General features: G+C 45.6%; 15 protein-coding genes. 10 read left to right on the top strand and 5 right to left on the bottom strand.

All coding sequences use genetic code 11. From position 1 onward, the window contains the following. The first annotated feature begins 83 nt into the window (after window positions 1-83). The 5 genes from glgB (at window position 84) to QZT80_RS14395 (ending at window position 6,345) form a co-directional block, all read left to right on the top strand. On the top strand, window positions 84-2,333 hold the full coding sequence (glgB, locus tag QZT80_RS14415) for a 1,4-alpha-glucan branching protein GlgB (RefSeq protein WP_295123106.1): 2,250 nt from the start codon (window positions 84-86) through the stop codon (window positions 2,331-2,333). A gap of 117 nt (window positions 2,334-2,450) precedes the next feature. Beyond that, entirely contained in the window at window positions 2,451-2,606 is a 156-nt protein-coding gene (locus QZT80_RS14410) for a lmo0937 family membrane protein (RefSeq protein WP_295123103.1), read from the top strand. Between the two features lie 288 nt (window positions 2,607-2,894). Continuing rightward, complete coding sequence (locus QZT80_RS14405) at window positions 2,895-3,794, top strand: DUF4382 domain-containing protein (protein ID WP_295123100.1); 900 nt, start codon at window positions 2,895-2,897, stop codon at window positions 3,792-3,794. Window positions 3,795-3,979: 185 nt separating this feature from the next. Next, window positions 3,980-4,570 carry a hypothetical protein gene (locus QZT80_RS14400; protein WP_295123097.1) on the top strand — a complete coding sequence of 197 codons (591 nt, stop codon included), beginning with the start codon at window positions 3,980-3,982 and terminating at the stop codon, window positions 4,568-4,570. A gap of 602 nt (window positions 4,571-5,172) precedes the next feature. Beyond that, window positions 5,173-6,345, top strand: coding sequence for a HAMP domain-containing sensor histidine kinase (locus QZT80_RS14395; RefSeq protein WP_295123094.1), 1,173 nt, complete (start codon window positions 5,173-5,175; stop codon window positions 6,343-6,345). A gap of 68 nt (window positions 6,346-6,413) precedes the next feature. On the opposite strand, the gene QZT80_RS14390 is transcribed toward QZT80_RS14395, so the two are convergent. From QZT80_RS14390 to QZT80_RS14380, 3 genes are all read right to left on the bottom strand, one after another. After that, window positions 6,414-7,637: a sterol desaturase family protein gene (locus QZT80_RS14390; protein WP_295123091.1), complete on the bottom strand. Its 1,224-nt coding sequence runs from the start codon at window positions 7,635-7,637 to the stop codon at window positions 6,414-6,416. 130 nt (window positions 7,638-7,767) lie between these two features. Further along, a complete protein-coding gene (locus tag QZT80_RS14385) occupies window positions 7,768-10,161 on the bottom strand; it encodes a glycoside hydrolase family 31 protein (protein ID WP_295123088.1) in 2,394 nt (797 codons plus the stop codon). A gap of 261 nt (window positions 10,162-10,422) precedes the next feature. Then, window positions 10,423-11,454 (bottom strand): oxidoreductase, encoded by a 1,032-nt coding sequence (locus tag QZT80_RS14380; RefSeq protein WP_295123085.1) that lies wholly within the window; start codon window positions 11,452-11,454, stop codon window positions 10,423-10,425. A 141-nt stretch (window positions 11,455-11,595) separates the two neighbouring features. Between QZT80_RS14380 and QZT80_RS14375 the strand changes: the two genes are divergently transcribed. Together QZT80_RS14375 and QZT80_RS14370 are read left to right on the top strand one after the other, a co-directional pair. Next, a complete protein-coding gene (locus QZT80_RS14375) occupies window positions 11,596-14,667 on the top strand; it encodes a sensor histidine kinase (RefSeq protein WP_295123082.1) in 3,072 nt (1,023 codons plus the stop codon). 52 nt (window positions 14,668-14,719) lie between these two features. Then, a complete protein-coding gene (locus QZT80_RS14370) occupies window positions 14,720-15,382 on the top strand; it encodes a response regulator transcription factor (RefSeq protein ID WP_295123079.1) in 663 nt (220 codons plus the stop codon). Between the two features lie 68 nt (window positions 15,383-15,450). Here QZT80_RS14370 and QZT80_RS14365 read toward each other — a convergent pair whose 3' ends face one another. Continuing rightward, window positions 15,451-16,011, bottom strand: a complete 561-nt coding sequence (locus tag QZT80_RS14365) for a hypothetical protein (RefSeq protein WP_295123076.1) — start codon at window positions 16,009-16,011, stop codon at window positions 15,451-15,453. A gap of 305 nt (window positions 16,012-16,316) precedes the next feature. Next, entirely contained in the window at window positions 16,317-16,472 is a 156-nt protein-coding gene (locus QZT80_RS14360) for a hypothetical protein (RefSeq protein WP_295123073.1), read from the bottom strand. Window positions 16,473-16,942: 470 nt separating this feature from the next. Here QZT80_RS14360 and QZT80_RS14355 point away from each other — a divergent pair, with 470 nt between their 5' ends. The 3 genes from QZT80_RS14355 to QZT80_RS14345 are packed head-to-tail and all read left to right on the top strand — an operon-like array spanning window position 16,943 to window position 20,115. After that, window positions 16,943-18,835, top strand: a complete 1,893-nt coding sequence (locus tag QZT80_RS14355; protein ID WP_295123070.1) for a DNA topoisomerase IV subunit B — start codon at window positions 16,943-16,945, stop codon at window positions 18,833-18,835. A 13-nt stretch (window positions 18,836-18,848) separates the two neighbouring features. Continuing rightward, window positions 18,849-19,715 carry a DUF1835 domain-containing protein gene (locus QZT80_RS14350; RefSeq protein WP_295123068.1) on the top strand — a complete coding sequence of 289 codons (867 nt, stop codon included), beginning with the start codon at window positions 18,849-18,851 and terminating at the stop codon, window positions 19,713-19,715. Further along, the gene (locus tag QZT80_RS14345; protein WP_295123064.1) at window positions 19,708-20,115 is read left to right on the top strand and encodes a hypothetical protein; all 408 of its coding nucleotides are present in this window, start codon (window positions 19,708-19,710) and stop codon (window positions 20,113-20,115) included. The genes QZT80_RS14350 and QZT80_RS14345 overlap by 8 nt, the downstream gene beginning before the upstream one ends. Window position 20,116: the final 1 nt, after the last annotated feature.

Below are 20,116 nucleotides of genomic sequence, written 5' to 3'. Positions count from 1 at the left end.
TTACCAATGCAGGCACGGAGTTTTTTTATGTCCTGCTTTGTGGTGAATTCTTTATCTTGTATTAAACCCAATGCAACCACCTCATGGCGACAGCAAAAAAGAAGGCCGGGACTGAAGAAAAAAAGCCCGTAACCGAAAAAGGCACATCTCCTAAAAAGGCAACCGCGAAAGCAGCTGCTCCAAAGGCGGAAAAGGAACCAGCGAAGAAGGCGACAAAAGCGGTAAAACCGGTAGTAGCAAAAGCGCCAGAAGCAGTAGCTAAGCCTAAAGCGCCGAAGAAAGCTGCAGCAAAAAAAGCAGCCGTTCCGAAAGCGAAAAAAGCCGTCGCAAATGAAGAAGCAACGGGAAAAGTGGCGGTTACGCCCATCAAACCCAAAAAATCAAAACCTGTGTTGGCAGAAACCCCGGATGAATTCAGAACACTGAATGCGGTTGAACCGTTTACCCTGTTTTCTGCGAAAGATATTGAACTGTTTCAGGCTGGCAGGCATTATGGACTGTACGAGAAATTCGGTTCTCACGCTGTTACTTACGAAGGAGTAGCAGGTACCTACTTTGCCGTTTGGGCACCGTCTGCCGCATTCGTATCAGTAGTAGGGGAGTTCAATAACTGGGACCAGCATCAGCATACCTTATTACCCCGTTGGGACAAATCCGGCATTTGGGAAGGATTTGTGCCCAATGTTAAAGCAGGACAACTCTATAAATACTTTATACGCGCCGAATCGGGCGAGGAATTATGGAAAGGCGATCCATTTGCCCGGTACTGGGAAGTGAGGCCTAAAACGGCTTCTATTACCCACGAAACCGCCTATAACTGGAAGGATAAGAAGTGGATGGACAAAAGGGCCGGTAAAAACAGCCTGAAAAGTCCGTTTGCTGTGTACGAAGTTCATCTGGGTTCATGGCGGAAGCCTGATCCGAATGAGGCAGAGGTATTTTACAGTTATGGAGAAATAGCCGCCAAACTGGTACCTTATGTGAAAGAGATGGGATTTACCCACGTAGAACTGATGCCTATCAGCGAACATCCGTTTGATGGTTCGTGGGGGTACCAGCAAACCGGGTATTATGCGCCCACTTCGCGGTACGGCACACCCGATGAATTTATGGCCTTTGTTGACGCCTTTCACCAGGCAGGCATTGGCGTAATACTCGACTGGGTAGGCTCGCACTTTCCGTACGACGATCATGGTCTGTTCCGGTTCGACGGTTCGCACACTTACGAGTATGCCGATATGCGTAAAGGATTCCATCCCGACTGGAACAGTTATATTTTTAACTACGCACGGGCAGAAGTACGCTCGTTCCTGGGCAGTAACGCCATTTACTGGCTCGACAAATTTCATGTGGATGGCCTGCGGGTAGATGCTGTAGCTTCTATGATCCATTTGAATTACTCGCGGAAAGAAGGCACCTGGGAACCGAATGAACATGGCGGTCCGGAGAATCTGGAAGCCATTACCTTCCTGAAAGAACTGAATGAAGAAATTTACAGCCGCTTCCCTGATGTACAAACCATTGCCGAAGAGTCTACCAACTTCTACGGCGTTTCACGCCCTGTATTTATGGGTGGTTTAGGTTTTGGCATGAAGTGGATGATGGGCTGGATGAACGATACACTGGATTACTTCAAAAAAGAACAGCATCAGCGTAAGTACTACCAGGATAATTTCACCTTTAGCCTGATGTATGCCTATAGCGAGAACTTTATGCTGCCGTTGAGCCACGACGAAGTAGTACATGGTAAATCACCGCTTTTATATAAAATGCCAGGCGATGACTGGCAGAAGTTTGCGAACCTGCGTTTGTTGTACACATACATGTATACACATCCCGGCACAAAGCTGCTGTTTATGGGCGGGGAGTTTGGTCAAACTAACGAATGGAATTACAAATCAGAACTAAGCTGGCATTTACTGGAACACGAGTCGCACAAGGGATTGCAACAATTTGTGAAAGATGTGAATCACCTTTACACATCACAAACCGCGTTGTATGAAAGGCAATTTGAGGTAGAAGGATTTGAATGGATAGATTTAAGTGACAGGGATAATGGCATTATTATTTATGCCCGCAGAGGTGCTGATGATAACGATGTATTGCTGGTGGTGCTTAATATGAATGCTAATGCGCACGAACATTACGCCATTGGTTTACCCTGGAGCAGGGATTGGAAAGAAGTGCTGAATAGCGATGCTGCGCAGTACTTTGGTAGTGGTGTAGTGAATATAGAAAAAATAAAGGCTTATAAAGAAGAGTATAACGGCAGGCCCTATACGATTAAATTACGTGTGCCACCATTGGGTGGTACCGTACTAAAACTGCAATGATAAATTACACATATCGCCCCGGTCAGTAACCGGGGCTTTTTTGTGCCCTGGCGGCCCTGCATTAGCTCAACAGTGAGTTTGGAACAATGATTGTAGTAAATTGCTAAACTTACTACCATGGGCAATTTGCTTTACCTGATAGCCGTTATTCTGATATTACTGTGGATATTCGGCTATTTCTTCGAAGGCTTCGGTCATCCGGGAGGACTTATTCATATACTGTTGGTTATTGCTGTAATCGCCATATTGCTAAGGATCATCAGACGGGCATAGAAAGACCTTTTGCTGTTACAACCATTGAGAATGATGAGTATTCAAATATAGAGTTTGAATAAATTAACCGTGTCTTTTATCCATCTTAAGAAAAACTGAAAATAAAGTTTAAAGTTTGTTAAACCTTTCTAGTTTCCCCATATCTAACACAGCGTGAAATGGAACAGATAAGTTTGCTAGTTAGCAATAACTACCAGGTTATCATCGTTTTACAGCTACCATTAACCATAACTTTAGTTGCTAGTTTGATTGATTAAGTATTCCTAATTCTTAAAAACCTTGGCATTTATGAAAAACTTTGCGCGCAAGATAGCTGCGTCACTGATCGCGGTGACAGCTCTATCCACCATTATCTGGTCCTGTTCGAAAGACGAGTCTGCGTCTGGCAACGAAACCATCGGGGCTAATCAACAGCGACTTCAGGTTTACCTTACCGACGATCCTGGCTTGTTTGACCAGGTATTTATCGACATCCGCAGCGTGGAAGTACTGGTAGATACCTGTGGCGACAACGACAATGACGACAACCGCTGGGGTAAAAACGACCGTTGCTGGTGGGATGATGGTCGCTTCGACAGGAAAGATACCTGTAAAGTATGGGATACCCTGGGCATCCGCGCCGGTATTTATGATATCCTGAGCTTCCGTAATGGTGTGGATACCCTGTTTGCGAACGGGGTTGTTCCAAAAGGTACGATCAAGAAAATCCGTATCACCATTGGCAACAACAACTCCCTGGTAAAAGACAGTATTACTTATCCGCTGAAATCACTTACCGGCGAAACCAAACTGATAGTGAACGTTCGTCATGATGAGTGGGAAGAATACTCGCCAGATCAGCTTCGCCTGTGGCTCGATTTCGACGTAAGCCGTTCCATTATCGAAGTAAGGAGAGGCACCTTTATACTGAAACCATACATCCTGGTATGGACGCCTAAAGTTACCGGTACCCTTTCCGGTAAAGTAACACCTTCTGATGCATTTCCTGTAGTGACCGTATGGAATACCGCTGATACTTTGTACGCACTGCCAACCAAGCGCGGTGACTTCAAGATCCGTGGTTTGAAAGAAGGTACTTACAGCCTGTTTGTTAATGCAGGTAACGGTTATAAGGATACAACCCTTACAGGCATTGAAGTGAAGCGGAACAAAGAAACCAAGGTTCCGGCCATCAGCCTCCCGAAGTAACTTTTCTCCAAATCTTAGCATACAAAGAGGGGCCGGTTTGAGCAGTTAAACCGGCCCTTCATTAATGCGTAAGTGCTGTTATAAATGGGGCACATTTAAAGATTAAACCAGCCATCCAATTTTACCCTGCTGGTTGTATGTTTTGTCCATAGAAAGTTTTAAATTGTATTAAAATCCTATCCCGAATGAAAAAACCATTTGTAGTCCTTGTGCTGCAGTTCGCTGTGTTATACGTTATGGCACAGGGGAAAAATAACCAGATCGATTCGAAAAACCAGAAACAGGGTGCATGGATTGAAAATGTACCGGAATTACGAGGAGAGCCTGGCTATAGCTGGGAAGGCGTTTACAAAAACAACCGCAAAGAAGGCGTCTGGAAAAAGTATACCACCAGCGGCAGTATTATTGCCGAAGAAATGTACAAGAATAATGTATTGAACGGGCCTGCCAAGTACTATTTCAACGATGGTAAACTGATGTCGAGAGGTAACTTTGTAGCCACCGATATTGATGGGCAAAAAGATACCATCAGGGTATTAGACCCGGCTACCAATGAGGAAAGGGAAGTAGAGATCGTAAGGCAGGGAAACCCGGTGATGCACGGCGAATGGAGGGTGTTTGATGAGGAAACAGGAAAATATTCAACACAATATTACGAATACGGGGAGCTAAGAGATGCGCCCGTAGATACATCGGCTGCTAAAGCAGCCAAACCGCAGGGCAACGCCTTGCCACACGAACAGAAATCCTCATTACCAAAAAAGAAAAAACAATAACAAATTAGAAAACAACTATTTATTGCCTACAACGTGACTTCTTAAAAAATCTATCCCCAATAACCAGCAACAGGGGCCCAGGCCCCGCTTTGTTTATCAGACACAGAAAGATACGAGGGAAGCACTAACACAAATATGTGGTATTGTAATTCAGTAAATCCAGTAGTTCACCACTATCGTATTTAGATGAGTGCGAAGCAGTAGCCATACTGCCGCAAATTCTAATTAGCTTAAGCGGTACTGATTTTTTATTTGGATTGTAATACTGCAATGTCCCCTTATATCTATTGTTAATCTTCAATCATCTGTTCATGGTGAAAAAATTATTCCAGCAGTGTCGCCAATTTTGTGGAAAAAAAATCGAAGACATTTTTAACAAGGGTATACTTAATACATTTAGTAAAGAAGATGCCAGACGGGTACGTGTGGTCAATATTATGGCCTTGGTTACCGGTATACTGGTCGCTATTTATGGTGTAACATTTTACCTCATATTTCCACGGCTTGTTATACTCATACCCGCACTATGCTGTTCTCCCTTGTTTTTTACCGTTATATATATCAATAGCAAAGGGAAATATCTTTTTGCGAGAATGTTACTCATGAGTATTTTCCTGGGCATTATGCTGTATTATGGCAGTATATTAGGCCAGGAGGCCGATGCGCAGGTGCTGGCCGTGTTTATTATGACCCTGATATTGCTGGTAAGCAAACCTCATACTAAACTAAGCCGCTGGCTGGCGCCCATAGCGCCATTGTTTTGCCTGATCGTGCTGGAGATAGCCTATGAAAAGAATGCTGGTTTCTTTGGTCTTCGGGCCGAACTGGCGGGTAATATTGTTACCTCCTACCGCCGCCTGATTATCCCCATAGTGGTAGTACTTAACTTTATCGTCATATTCCAGTACCAGAAGAGCGTAGAAGATTTGCTGATCACCCTGCGCAATCGTAATAATACTTTGCGTAAAAGCAGGGATGAGAACCAGCGCCAGAAAAAGCAACTACAGGTACATGGTGAAAAGCTGCAGGAAGATGTAAGGATACGAACGGCGGAGCTGGACCGTGCCAACCAGTCGAAAACAATATTCATCAGTGAACTGAGTAACGAACTAAGCGCTCCGTTAAACGCTATACTGGAAATGACCAGCGAACTCGCCAACCCGGCCTCCGGCGGACGAATAAGCGGACACCAGTTACGCAGCATACAAAAGAACAGCGCACAGCTAAAAGCACTGATCGAAAACGTGCGCCAGTTGTCGGAAATTGAAGAGGGGAAACAAACGACATTAAATCTGCATCCCTTCGAGTTAAAAGCCTGGCTCGAAAACACCGTTTATCAGTTTAGTAATGAAGCAAAATTGCAGGACATCGAAATACTGAAAGAGATGGACCCGCGTTTCCCCAGTGCAGTGATTACGGACAAGCAGGTGCTTACCGAAGTAATTGGCCATGTGTTGTCCAGCGCGGTTAAGTTTACGGAGGCTCGTAAAAGTGTAAGAGTAAGGGGCTTCATGAATGCAGGCAAGTTGTTTATACAGATATGCGACCAGAGTGCCGGTATTTCTATGGATAAAATACCTTCTTTATTCCGCCCGTTTGACCAGGGCGACCGGGATGTATGCCGGAAGTTCGGTGGCAGCGGATTTGGACTGGCTATTGCAAAACGTAAGATCGAATTATTGGGGGGCGACCTCCAGATTAGCAGTACTGTCGGCGAAGGCACAAACTTCCTGATAAGCTGGCCTGCTACCGTGCCTAAAGAAGTAGGCGCATAATACACTAAAATAATCCATATAGAAAAAGGAAGTCCCGTGATGAGACTTCCTTTTCTGTTTCCGTCATATTAGCTGTTGGCCCGCTGAAACAGTACGCGGTCGAAGCGTTGCTGCAGCGTACGGAAATATAACGTAACCAGCAGCACCGCGAAAAATATTGTTCCAATTGCATACAGATGCGGGAAGTAGAAGATGAACGTAACCAATATCACCATCATGCGGATGTATTCAATATAAAAAATCCATTTGCGCTGTTCCAGTATAGCACCCGTGTTAACGAGGCTTAACAGGATGAATAATACCGACAATGCAGCTAATCCGTTTGGGATAATTTTCTCGAACAGCAGTGTAAAGAACAGCAGTACCAGGCTGATAGTGGTTTGTGCTACGATATATATGCGCTGGAACTTTGTGTTCTTGGCTTTTGCGGGTGCGAACAGCCATTTCTTTTCCAGCTCCGGCCGTATGTTGCCATCGATATCGTCGGGCTTGCCGAACACTACTTTCCATTTGCCTTTAAACCCTTTCGTACGGCGAAAGGCCGTAAACAATTCCAGTGCGAAATGGAATTGCTGCCACAGGAAGCTGTAGCTTTTTAAGGGCGTAGTAAGTCCGAATACACAGGCCACACCGTCTTTTTCCTTCACGAAGGTACCGAACAGTTTGTCCCATATAATCAACACATCACCATAGTTTTTATCGAGGTACTCTTCGTTGGAAGAATGGTGTACACGATGATGCGATGGCGTTACCATGAAGTACTCGAAGATGCCAAGTTTACCAATGGTTTGCGTGTGGATGAAGAAAGGGTAGAGGCCATGTACGAGCAATAACGATGTGATCATTGCCGGCGAAAAACCGATAAGTGGCAACACCGCCCAAAATAAGGAACGGGCAATAGCCTGGAACACGGTAATGCGTGCAGACACAGTGTAGTTAAAGTCCTCACTCTGGTGATGCACTACATGCGCCGCCCACAAAATATTTACTTCGTGTGCCAGGCGGTGGTACCAATACCAGATGAAATCTGTAAAAAGAAAAAGTGCTACCCAGGTGGTCCAGTGCGGTTTAATATGCCATATCGCAAAGTGTTGATAAATGTAGTCAAAGAAGAAGTAAAAGAGCCCCGTGATAAATACGTCCAGCAACCGTTCTGCAATGCCAACATTAATATTGGCAATTGATTCAGCGAACTGGAAATAGTTCTTCCCGGTTTTTTTAGCGAGCAAGTATTCGATGCCCATGAATAGCAGAAAGCCTATGATCGCAAAGGCGAGCAGGTTTAGTTCCATTAGTCTACAGGTTTTATAGACAAATATAACAGAAATAGGAAAAAGGCAAAATATTATTTGATGAGTGATGGTATAAATAAGTTCGGGTGCCATGTGGCACCCGAATATAATCGCGGAGATAGCTATCGTATTATTTAATCAGTATTTCTTCAAACTTCCTGTCCAGTAAGAGTTCTACCACACCGTTCTTCAAGTCTGCAGCTTTCAGCGGGCGACTAACGCCATCTATAATACATTCTTTGGCAGTAAAAGGCAGGCCATGTATAAATACATGGTGGTTGCGGTAGCTGGCATTATAACGGCCTACGAATTTCTTTTTAAGGCGGAACTGTTTTGCGTCCGATCCCTGTTTGAAACGTACGAGGTTATACTGGCCATTTTTGTAACCATAATGATCGCCTGCATCTTCATACAGTATGCTGTGCGTTACCTCTTCGCCGAAGTACACATGCAGGATCATCTCTTCGATTTCTTTTTCGCCAACGTACTGCAGGGCAGGGTAGTGAGGAATTACAGCGCCGGCTTTAACGAACAGCGGCATTTCTTCGATAGGCGTTTCGACGGTGATGAGTTGTTTGCCTTCGAAAAGGGTATCGGAAAAATAGTAGTACCACTTGCCCTCGGGTAAATAGACTTCTTTTTCCTTTAAACCAGCTTCATGCACATGGCTGATGAGTAACGAATCGCCCATCATGAACTCGTGGTTGCGGTTATGCGTGTTTACATCTTTTTGAGAGATAAACGCTAGGGGACGCAGCATAGGCGTGCCATACGCGGCATATTGCCAGAAGGTGGTGTATAAGTAAGGCAGCAGGCTATAACGCAGCTGTATAAACTTTTTTACGATTGCTTCGTACTCTTCGCCAAAACTCCATGGGTCCTGGTCGAAGTTAGTTTCGTTGCTGGCACTATGGGTACGCATCAGCGGGTGGAAGGCGGCAAGTTGTATCCAGCGGGTGTACAATTCCCCGTCGGGCTCGCCAATGAAACCACCGATATCGCTACCAGCGAAGGAGAGGCCCGAAACCGCCAGGCGCTGGCATTGTACAGAAGCCAGCCACAGATGTTCCCAGGTAGAGCAGTTATCGCCGGTCCAGACAGAACTCCAGCGTTGTGCGCCGGAGTAGGCAGAACGGGTGATCACGAATGGCCTGCGCGGCATCAGGTGTTTTTTAAGACCTGCAGCGGTGGCTTTACTCATCAGGTGACCGTAAATGTTATGCGCTTTACGGTGGCTCACGTCCTCGCCGTCGTAATCGTGCCTCACATCCTCGGGGAACGAGCCGATCTCGAATACGGCAGGTTCGTTCATATCATTCCAAACCCCGCGCACACCGGCTTCGGTGAGGCCGCGGAACAGTCCTGCCCACCAGTCGCGTACCTTGGGATCGGTAAAATCGGGGAATACACATTTACCCGGCCATACGTCGCCTTCCATAGGAGCGCCGTCGGCACGTTTACAGGCAAAATCGTTCTTAATCAGTTCCTGATATACTTCGTAATCGGGATCAGATTTAATACCGGGGTCGATGATTACCACCATCTTATACCCATCGTCGGCCAGTCCTTTGATGAACTTTTCGGGTTCGGGGAAACCTTCCTTGCTCCAGGTGAAGCAACGGAAGCCTTCCATGTAGTCGATATCAAGGTAAAGCGCATCGCAGGGGATCTGACGTTTACGGAACTCTGCGGCTATTTCCTTCACTTTTGTGTCCGGATAGTAGCTCCAGCGGCACTGATGATAACCCAGGGCCCATAGTGGTGGCAGTTCGGCAGAACCGGTAATGCGGGTATAAGCTTCGGCTACCTGCATCAGTTCTGGCCCATAAATAAAGTAGTAGTTCATTTCACCGCCCCTGGCCCAGAAGCTCATCACATCTTCACGTTCTTTGCCAAAGTCGAACAGCGTGCGGAAAGTATTATCGAAGAATATTCCGTAACCAATGCCATGGTGCAGGCCGTAGTAGAAGGGAATATTGCGGTAAAGCGGATCGGTATCTTTGAGATAACCGTAAGCATCGGTACCATAGTTTTCGAGGCGTTTGCCACGAAGGTTGAGTTCTGTAGGTTTATCTCCCAGTCCATAAAAGCATTCGCCTTCCTGGATCAGTTTTGTGCTATAAATGATTTTACCGCCCTTTTTGAGATAATGCTGCCAGTGAAAGCCCATTTCATCCTGGTTAATGATACGGCCTTCGAGGTCGGTAATGGTGATGCGCAGGTTATCGCGCGCTATGAATATTCTTACTGCGGAGGTATATATTTCGAAAGTTTCTTCCCACTCCCTGACGCCGAAGTCTACCGGCGACTCTTCCATTTTTTCCGTAACACCGTATGAAAAGTCGCGCTGGAACTTACCGTCGGCTGCGTACCGGAAGCGGATGATCTTATCGGAAACTACTCTTACTTCAAGGATAGTTTCTGTGGTATAGAAATAGAAATAATTGCCTTCTTTTTTCCACGACTTAATTACGTCTGGGTAGTGTTTAACGGAGTATTTACCTGATGAGGTAGTAATTTGCATAATTCACATTTTCTAAAGTCCCGGCATCTTAATGATACATATTACGGGCTAAATTAATAAAAAATCTGTGTCGCAACCTTGATTTGCCGGTAACAAGACCGCAATTAGCGATCGTTCTTAATCTAAAATACGGTATTGGCGAGGTTTCTGCAAGAATTATTACTTATAAAATTTAACTTCATATTAATGTGATTTTTGCTTTACACTATTGTACCGTACTTCGTCGAAGGCGGGTGCTGTCCGCGGTCGGCCCCTTCAGTTTTATTGTTCTTTTGACAATAATACTGCTATCCGGCCATTCCCCCCTGCAAGAAACACTTTTTCTCCTCTCTTCGCTTTTCGCACTACATGGTAGCCCTCCCTGGAAATATTGTGCCAATGTATGCCACCGTTTTCGGAAATATCGGTGCCGGAGGTGCCGGTAGCGATCAGTAATTGCGGCCGGATGTATTCTACCGACGATCGGAAACCGAGTGGGGGCGTGGATGGAGCTTCCCAGGTAGCGCCACCATCTTTAGTCATAAAACAATTATTAGTACGCAGGGTATCGCGGCGATAGTCGCCGCCAACGGCTATACCTCTTCGGTCGTTGGAAAAGGCGATGGAGAACGCGCCCGTGCTGCTTTCACCTTGTATAAGCGGGGTGTTGTGTACCTTCCAGCTGGTGCCATTAAAGGAAAAGAGTCGCGAGGCAGCTCCGCCAGACACAAAGACGAAGGATTTGCCGCCCAGGCTGCGTATAGTTGTGCCACTCGCCGCAAAACTGGCTTCTCCTTCAGTTACGGGTGGGGGGTTAATGGGGAATGGCTGCCAGCTTTCGCCACCATTGCTGGTTTTCAGCAGGCTAAATACGCCTCCCAGCGGATCGCCTACGGCTATGCCTTCCTGGTCGTTCCAGAAGTCCATTCCATCATAAAAAATACCTTTTGTGTTGTTGAAATATACTTTTTGCCAGGTAGTACCCCCATCTTTAGTAAGAAAAATATGAGTGGGTTCACCAGCGTTGATAATAACCGCCCTGTTGGCGCTGAACGCCTCTATATCGCGCCAGTCGCAGGAGTCACAGCCGGTTATTTTCATCCATTTCCACTCTTTACCGCCATCCACACTGCGGCCCACCATACCCTGCGTGCCCGATACCCACAACACCGAATCGCTTACCACGCTCAGGCCGCGTATGCTGCTGATAGGGGCTTTGACGAGGGGAACGATACTATAATCAGACTGTTGCGCTTCCGACCTCAGTACACACAACAACATCAAAAAAAAGAAGTAAGGGATGACCGGTTTCATAAGTTTTCTACTGTTAGCGATAAGAAAAATACAAAAACATTCGAAAGTGTAGCACAGATTTATATATTTGCAATCTACCTAACCTGTTATTCCATAGTGCAAAACCCAACACCGATAGGCAAATTATTGTTTCTGTGGTTCATGACCACGTGCCTGTTCGCGTCTGCACAGGAAAAGACCTATATATTCGATGGCTACAGCGTAAACGACGGACTTTCTCAAAACACCATTTACAGCATTATGCAGGACCAGGGCGGATTTATCTGGTTTTCCACAGGCGATGCCGTGAATCAGTTCGACGGTTACGTGTTTAATGAATACCGTTCAAATCCAACCCTCAAAAGCGATGTGCCCAGGCGGACAGGCAACCTGGTGTACGGTGCGGCGGGCAAAGGCCGGTCTGCCATTAATATCTTTGGTATCGCCGGTACCCGCAATTATGCGTTTTACCGGGGTAATCGTAGTCAGTTGCTGGTTTCACACAATAACGGCATCAGTTTGTTCGATCGTTACCGGAATACTTTCCGCAACGTTTTTGAAGATACCAGCTATGTTAATGAAGAAGAGCGCGACTTCGGCCCCAAGTTTAACATCCTTGGTGAAGATTCGGCCAGCCTGTACGTATGGCGACCCCTGAAAGGCTTGTATCTGCTTGACAATAAGAGTTATGAAACGCAAAAGCTGATCTTATACCCGCCCGAGTATCAGAAGAAAAAAATGGTGCCACAGGCCGCTTTTAAAGATGGCAATAAGGTATGGCTCAACTTTGTGCCCGGCGAGTTACTTTGTATGGACATTGCTACCGCGCGCTTCGCTACCTACTGCATTCCTACGATTACCTCCAAACCAGTGCTGAAGGTATTGAATCCCGACTCTTTACTGATAGTAAGCAACGGGCACATTACTGTTTACAATAAAAAAACAAACAAGTACACCGACCTGGTGTACGATGCACATAACCTGTACGGCATTCCCTTTTCACCCACAGTGCTGGAGGTAGATAACCAGCAAAATGCGTGGATTGGTGGCAGCAATGGCGTATTGATTTATGATATTTCCACCAACCAGGTTGTTAAACACATTGTTAGCTTCAATACTTTCGAAACACATTCCTTCAACTACGTGTTCAGCCTCTACCGCGATGGTGCGGATAATATGTGGATTGGTACCGACGGCGATGGTGTGAAGAAATACAGTCCGCATAAAAAGGTGTTCAGTTTATATCGTTCGCCTTACCTCACCCATAACATGGCCAAGGCTATTTATAAGCATGAAGATGGGCGGTTGTACGTAGGCCTGTTCCAGGATGGGCTCGATATATTTGAAAAAGGAGGGAAGTTCTTAAAACGTATTTCTAATAGCGAAACACCGGGTAAATTTCCGGCTGCCGATCTGCATGCTATAACAAGGGAGAACTATGAAAAACTCTGGTTCCATTTCAGAAATGCAATAGGTTTGTTTGATGTGGAAACCGAGCAGTTCAGAGATCTTACGGCTAAAGTAACCGCCCTGGGTATTCCGCCGCAGCGCGATATCTTTCCATTTGTGAGTAAGCGGCCTACCGGGGAAGTATATTTTAACTGGGGCGAGTATTTGCTGATGTTCAAAGAAACGGATAAAGACTACAAAGCTGCCATCGTACACCGTTTTCCCGGTGAAAATCTCACTTCTTTCTTTGAAGATTTTTATGGCACCATCTACGTGGGCACCAAGGCCAATATCTTTTTTAAAACACCTGATAATAACAACTGGACCAACATCCCGCTGCCGACCGGTACAGAGGTGAAATCCATTAATAAAAACGCGCACAAACAGTTGATGCTGGCCACAAACAAAGGCCTGTTCATGTTTGATGCGAAACATAATCCCATCAAACATTACAATAGTTACGACCACCCCGATATTGTGAACGACTACATGTATGGCGTGTTGCTGGACGATAAAGACCGCATATGGGTGAGCAGCAACAGGGGCCTGTTCCAGATTAATCCCGCAGCTAAAGACACAATTATGGTGTTTAATCATGAAGATGGCCTGCAGTCGAACGAGTTTAACACCGGTGCTTATTACAAGTCGGTGGATGGAGAACTGTTTTTTGGTGGTATTCGCGGCGTTACCGGGTTTTATCCACGGAACTTCACTAATAATAAATACAAATCGAGAGTGGTGATCCGCCGCCTCGAGGTATTAGATAAGCCATATGCTTCCGATACAAATATTTCCCTGCTCAAAAAAGTAAGCCTGGCCTACAACCAGAATACCATCGCCATAGAGTACGTGCCGCTGGAATATACCAACCCGCTTAAAAACAAGGTGAAGTATATGATGGAAGGAGCCGACGAAGACTGGCTGGATGCGGGCGACCAGAAAATGGCGCGTTACACCAATCTGGCACCGGGCAGTTACGTGTTTAAAGTAAAAGCCTGTAATAACGACGGCATCTGGAACGAAGTGCCCACAACGCTCGATATCTATATAAAAATACCTTTCTGGCAGTCGCTCTGGTTCCGTTTCCTGCTGCTGTTACTGGTATTAGGCGGTGCCTATTACCTCTCAGCCCTTTACCTCGAATATAAAATCCGCAACGAAAAGCTGAAGCTGGAGAAAGAGCAGGCAGTAGACCAGGAGCGCGCACGTATTTCCAGCGATATGCATGACGATCTGGGGTCGGGCTTGTCGACCATCCGGTTGTTGAGCGAAATAGCAAAGCGTAAGATTAAAGACAGCGGTCAGACCAAAGAGATAGAACGTATATCAGAGGCGGCAGGAGAGCTGGTCGATAAAATGAGTGAGATTATTTGGGCGATGAACTCATCGAACGACTCGCTGGCCAACCTGATAGCCTATATGCGTAGTTTTGCGGCCGATTTCCTGGAGCATGCGCACATCGAACACCACTTCGTCATTTCAGAAAACATTCCTAATATCAAGCTTAGCGGTGGCACCAGGCGTAATATTTACCTGGCAGTGAAGGAGTCGTTACATAATATTTTAAAGCATGCGAAGGCGACAGAAGTGACGATTGAGATAAATGTGCAAAAAAATATGACCATCAGGATTAAGGATAACGGACAAGGATTTGATCCCGAAAAGGTACGCCTGTTCGGCAACGGACTCAAAAACATACAGAAAAGGATGGAAGTTGTTGGAGGCCAGGCAGAAATATTTTCTCAAAATGGAACAACAGTTTTGTTAGATATACCATTAAATTAATATAAATTTGTTTGTAATAACATTTACGTGTTATTCCTGTTAAATCCTAAAGATGGTATATTCGAAAAAAAAGAACCCAAATAGCATGGATATCATTTCTGTAGCTATCGTAGAAGATAATCATGATATCCGGAATGCCATGGAGTTGTTAATCAATGGTTCTGAAGGATATGCGTGCATAGGTGCGTTTAACAATGCTGAGATGGCATTGGAGCGTGTTCCTCAGTTGTTGCCCAACGTGGTGCTGATGGATTTTAATCTTCCCGGTATGAATGGCATTGAGTGCATAGCCCGCCTCAAAGCCGAATTTCCCGACATGCAGTTTATGATGCTGACGGTTTATGAGGACGACGACAAGATATTCATGGCCCTGGAAGCAGGTGCCAGTGGTTATATTTTGAAGAAAACCTCCCCAGGTGAGTTGCTGGATGCCATTCGTGATTTGCATGACGGTGGTTCGCCCATGAGTTCACAGATCGCAAGAAGGGTAGTAGCTTATTTCCAGAAGCAGGCCAAGCCCAACCCGGCGCTGGAGGCTTTAACTTCCAGGGAAAAAGAGATACTCGACCAGTTGTCGAAGGGCTTCCTGTACAAGGAGATAGCCAGCAATCTGTTTATCAGTATTGAAACCGTGCGCAGGCACGTACATAATATTTATGAGAAGTTGCATGTACGTAGCCGTACAGATGCGGTGAACAAGTATTTTAACAGGTAGGAATGCCTTAAAATAGTGAAGGGAGAAGGCCGTAAGATCTTCTCCCTTTTTTTATTGATCAAACTCTTTTAGCGGCTGTACGCCCCTTTAGCTTTTTGCATTTCCTCGTCCGTCACGATAGACAGGCCCATCGTTTTAAATACCGAAAGCAGGTAGGGATTAGTTTGCGGGCCGGAGCCCTCGAACAAAAAGCAGCGGCCTGGTTCGGGTATTCTCAGTACCACCGTAGACTGCCAGGCTTTGCCGTTGTCGGGTAGTTTGTAATGAAACAATCCGATGAATACCTTTCGCCCGCCGCCCAGATTGCTGGTGGCAGAGTCTATAACGACAGCTCCATTCGTTTTTAGTTGTTGTTCAAGCTCGGTTTTGACGAGTTCAGGCAGGCTGAAACTCAAGTTCATTATAACCAGGTTCGCTACTTCCTGGCCTATTTCCGGTATTGCAGGGTCATCCGGCCTCCAGGCTTCCAGGTTGCCATGTTCAGGAGTAGTCAGGTAACGCCAGCCCTGTGGTATCATCACACTATAATGATCTGCCGTATCCGTAATGCGTTGGTATTGCAGGTTTTTAGCCTGGCCGCGACCTGAAAGCGCCAGCCCGGTAAGCAGTAACGTGAAAATCAGCTTCATGCGTACAGATTAATACTGTCAAAGAAACGAAAAAAGGGAATTATCGTCCTGATAATTCCCTTCCAAACAGTTTAATACCTGTTTCGCAAATAAAAGGATAAGTAGGTAAAGATCGTTCGCTATCGTGCAAATTTAGGTTTGTGACGAAGTTGTTGAACATACTTCTTCATAAAATGAGCCATCAGCACGATAGAGGCAATGCAAAGGCAAGCCAGTTTGAATAGTAAGCCGGTTTTCATAGGTATAGGGATTTATAGGATATGGATAAATTAACTAAAGGAAGTTCGTGCGTAACGCACTCAGTATTAGCGCATCATCTGCCATGCATCAAATTTCTGCATAAGGCGGATGAACAAGTCTTTGAATTTGTACATAGATGCCTGTTCTCTTTTTACAATATAAGTTACCAATAATGCGATCATCAGAACCGAGAACACCAGTGTGAAAAATAATAGCTTCATAGAATAAGGTTTTTTCTGTTGTTAGAAGTTCAATACTGTAAATTTAGATATTTTAATCATATAAACTAATTTTTGAATGGAAAATTAGTAAAAGACGTAAGTTCTACACAAACGTGTTATAATGAGGTCGGAAGGGTTCATTTTCGCCAATTGCGGCACGATTAGTTATATTACGATTAATTAACAGGAGCGGGCGGCAGATAGCGGTTGTAATGTTTAGATTGTACGGGTACGAAAACGAATTATTTGGGAAGATGGGGAAGTATGGCCGCAATTATTTAATTTTCAACATTCTAAGTATAGTGCATAAATTCTACTTTGGATATTCGGGTAATCCTTTATTTTTGCCATTAACCGGATTTTGCTAAAAGATTTAGTATTTGGCATATATTTGATGATCGGGAAGCAGGTTGTTGACTTTGTAACCCCTTCATGTTCAACAAACAGGAAAAAGAAATAAACGCAGTAATATGGCAACGGATAACAAGGATTTATTTGCCGCCTATACGGAAGACTCGATACGATCGCTCGACTGGCGCGAGCACATCAGGTTGCGCCCGGGCATGTACATTGGTAAACTGGGCGATGGTTCCAGTATGGACGATGGTATTTACATCCTGCTTAAAGAGGTGGTAGATAACTGTATAGATGAGCACACGATGGGTTTTGGCAAACAGGTAGAAATTAAAGTTACCGAGCACACTGTTACCGTGCGCGACTTCGGTCGTGGAATTCCATTGGGTAAGGTGGTAGATGTGGTAAGTAAGATTAACACCGGCGCCAAATACGATAGCCGTGCCTTCCAGAAGTCGGTGGGCCTCAATGGTGTGGGTACCAAAGCGGTGAACGCCCTTTCCAGCTACTTTAAAGTGCAATCTGTAAGAGATGGCAAAATGAAGGTAGCGGAGTTTGATCGCGGTAACCTGATCAAAGAACACAAGGAAACTACTACCACAGAGCCTAACGGCACCTTTGTAACCTTTACCCCGGACGAAACTGTATTTAAGAACTATCATTATATTCCCGAATTCCTGGAAAACCAGATGTGGAACTACTGCTTCCTCAACGCCGGTTTAACCATGAACTTCAACGGGAAAAAATACTTCTCTAAAAACGGCCTGCTGGACCTGCTGCAACGTAAAACCAATGCGGAAGACCTGCGTTACCCTATCATCCATCTTAAAGGAGAGGATATAGAAGTGGCCATCACCCACGAAAACTCTTACGGCGAGGAATATTATTCCTTCGTGAACGGCCAGCATACTACCCAGGGTGGTACACACCTGGCTGCCTTCCGCGAGGCTTTTGTGAAAACGATCAGGGACTTTTACAAGAAGGATTATGATGCTACGGACATTCGCGCTTCTGTTTGTGCGGCGATATCCGTACGTGTTCAGGAGCCGGTATTCGAATCACAAACCAAAACCAAACTGGGGTCACTGGTAGTGTTCGAGGGCGGCCCTTCCATGAAGGCGTTTGTACTGGAGTTTCTGTCTAAACAGCTCGACGATTTCCTGCATAAAAACACTGCCATAGCCGAGGCTATGAAAAAAAGGATCGAGCAGAGTGAAAGAGAACGTAAGGAGCTGGCAGGTATTAAAAAGCTGGCGAACGAACGTGCCAAGAAAGCGAATCTTCATAATAAAAAGCTGCGCGACTGCCGTTTCCATATGAATGAAGACGCTTCCGGAAAAGAGAAAGCGGAAGTAGAAGCTAAACGCCTGGATACGACGATCTTTATTACCGAGGGGGACTCTGCCAGTGGTTCCATCACCAAATCCCGCAACGTGGAAACCCAGGCTGTGTTTAGTCTTCGTGGTAAACCTCTGAACAGCTTCGGTCTGACTAAAAAGATAGTGTACGAAAACGAAGAGTTCAACCTGCTGCAACACGCACTGAATATAGAAGACGGTCTGGACGGACTGCGTTACAATAACATTGTGATAGCTACCGATGCTGATGTGGATGGCATGCACATCCGTTTATTGCTGCTCACTTTCTTCCTGCAATTTTTCCCCGACCTGGTAAAGAACGGGCACGTATATGTACTGGAAACTCCTTTGTTCCGTGTACGTAATAAACAGGAAACCATTTACTGTTATTCCGAAGAGGAAAAACAGAAGGCCGTGAAGAAACTGGGTAACAAACCAGAGATCACGCGTTTTAAAGGCCTGGGAGAAATATCGCCCGAAGAGTTTGGGATGTTTATTAATGAGAACATGAAAAAGGAGCCGATTATCCTAAGCACCGATACGCATGTTCAGAAGCTGTTGGAATATTACATGGGCAAAAATACCCAGGACAGGCAGGAGTTCATTATCGGGAACCTGCGTTATGAAAAAGACCTTATAGAAGAAGCATAAATCGTATTTAATAGTGGTATTACATATAGTATTCGGGCAATCATCCGCCGCCAGCTTAAAAGCGGCCTTTGAACTGGACCCTCTGCTGCAGGGCGAGCTGCTTTGTTTTGAGGACGATCTTTCCGTAGGCCCTCTTTTTATACTCGATACACCGGAGGGGCGCGCTGCACGTAAGCAGTGGTGGAACCAGATACTGGACGTACCGGTCCCAGTAATTGACCCGGAGGCGCCGGTGGTGGAAGCTGCACCAGAGCCAGATCCTTTGAAGGAAATAAAGGGCCGGTTACGCGAGGAGGAAGAACTGGAAATCTGGATTTGGGCAGGACAGAATGCTACGGACGTTTGCGGCTATTACTGGCTGATCAGTCAGTTGGAGCGTTTCGCTGGCAGAATTCACCTGTTGTACCTCAACAACCTGCCTTTCCTGAATGAAAAAGGCGGCGTATTTTATCCCACTCACCTTAGCCAGATACTGGCAAAAGAATTCCTGAAGGCGAAGAAGCTGGTACGCGCAGTATCTACTGCCGAATTTGAACTGGATGGCGACGAATGGAGGAGATTGATGAACGAGAATGCCGGTCTTCGTTTGCTCGAAGGTGGCAAAAAGATAAGGGGAGAAGCAACTGATTTTTACGATAAAGAACTGGCGGCGCAGGCTACCAAAGAGTTCCAGAAAGCATCAAAAGTGATATCGGCAGTTACGGGCAAATTCAAATACCCGGTGATGGACCAGTTCCTTTGCTGGCGCTTGAAAGAACTGGTTAAACAGGATAAACTGCAGGCACGTGGCGAACTGAAAACGATGAAGGATTTTGATGTGAAGATACCTAGCGGCGAACTTGAGTTTGAAGAAACCACTAACCCCGCAGAAAATGGTTGATATTAAAGTATCCGCGCTGGAACTTACCGGCGCCGACGACCGGGGCGAAAACTATAACTGGGAATGCGAGCGCACCGGCAAATTTATGATCTGTACCCGCAAGGCAGGATCTACCAGCGGGCAGCATTACCATGAGGGTAAAAGCGCTAATAAGAATCCGGAAGTATTGTTTCTGCTGAATGGCAAGGCCAATATTCACTATTGCGGACTGAATGAGCGGGAAATACGTACACTACTGGTTACAGCCCCCGCCAGGATTGAAGTTCCCGTATTGGTTTGGCACGAACTGGAAGCCGTTACCGATTGTTCGTTCATGGAAATGAACTCACTGGAAGACGTGCAAAAAGATTCGGTAAGGATATGGCGTAAGGATTTTGAAGAAAGGATAAAGACTATTTAAT

The organism is uncultured Chitinophaga sp. (assembly GCF_902168175.1).
In the GTDB taxonomy this organism is placed as follows: Bacteria; Bacteroidota; Bacteroidia; order Chitinophagales; family Chitinophagaceae; genus Chitinophaga.
The sequence above is the reverse complement of the archived record's forward strand: the minus strand, read 5'-3'. Positions and strand labels throughout refer to the sequence as shown.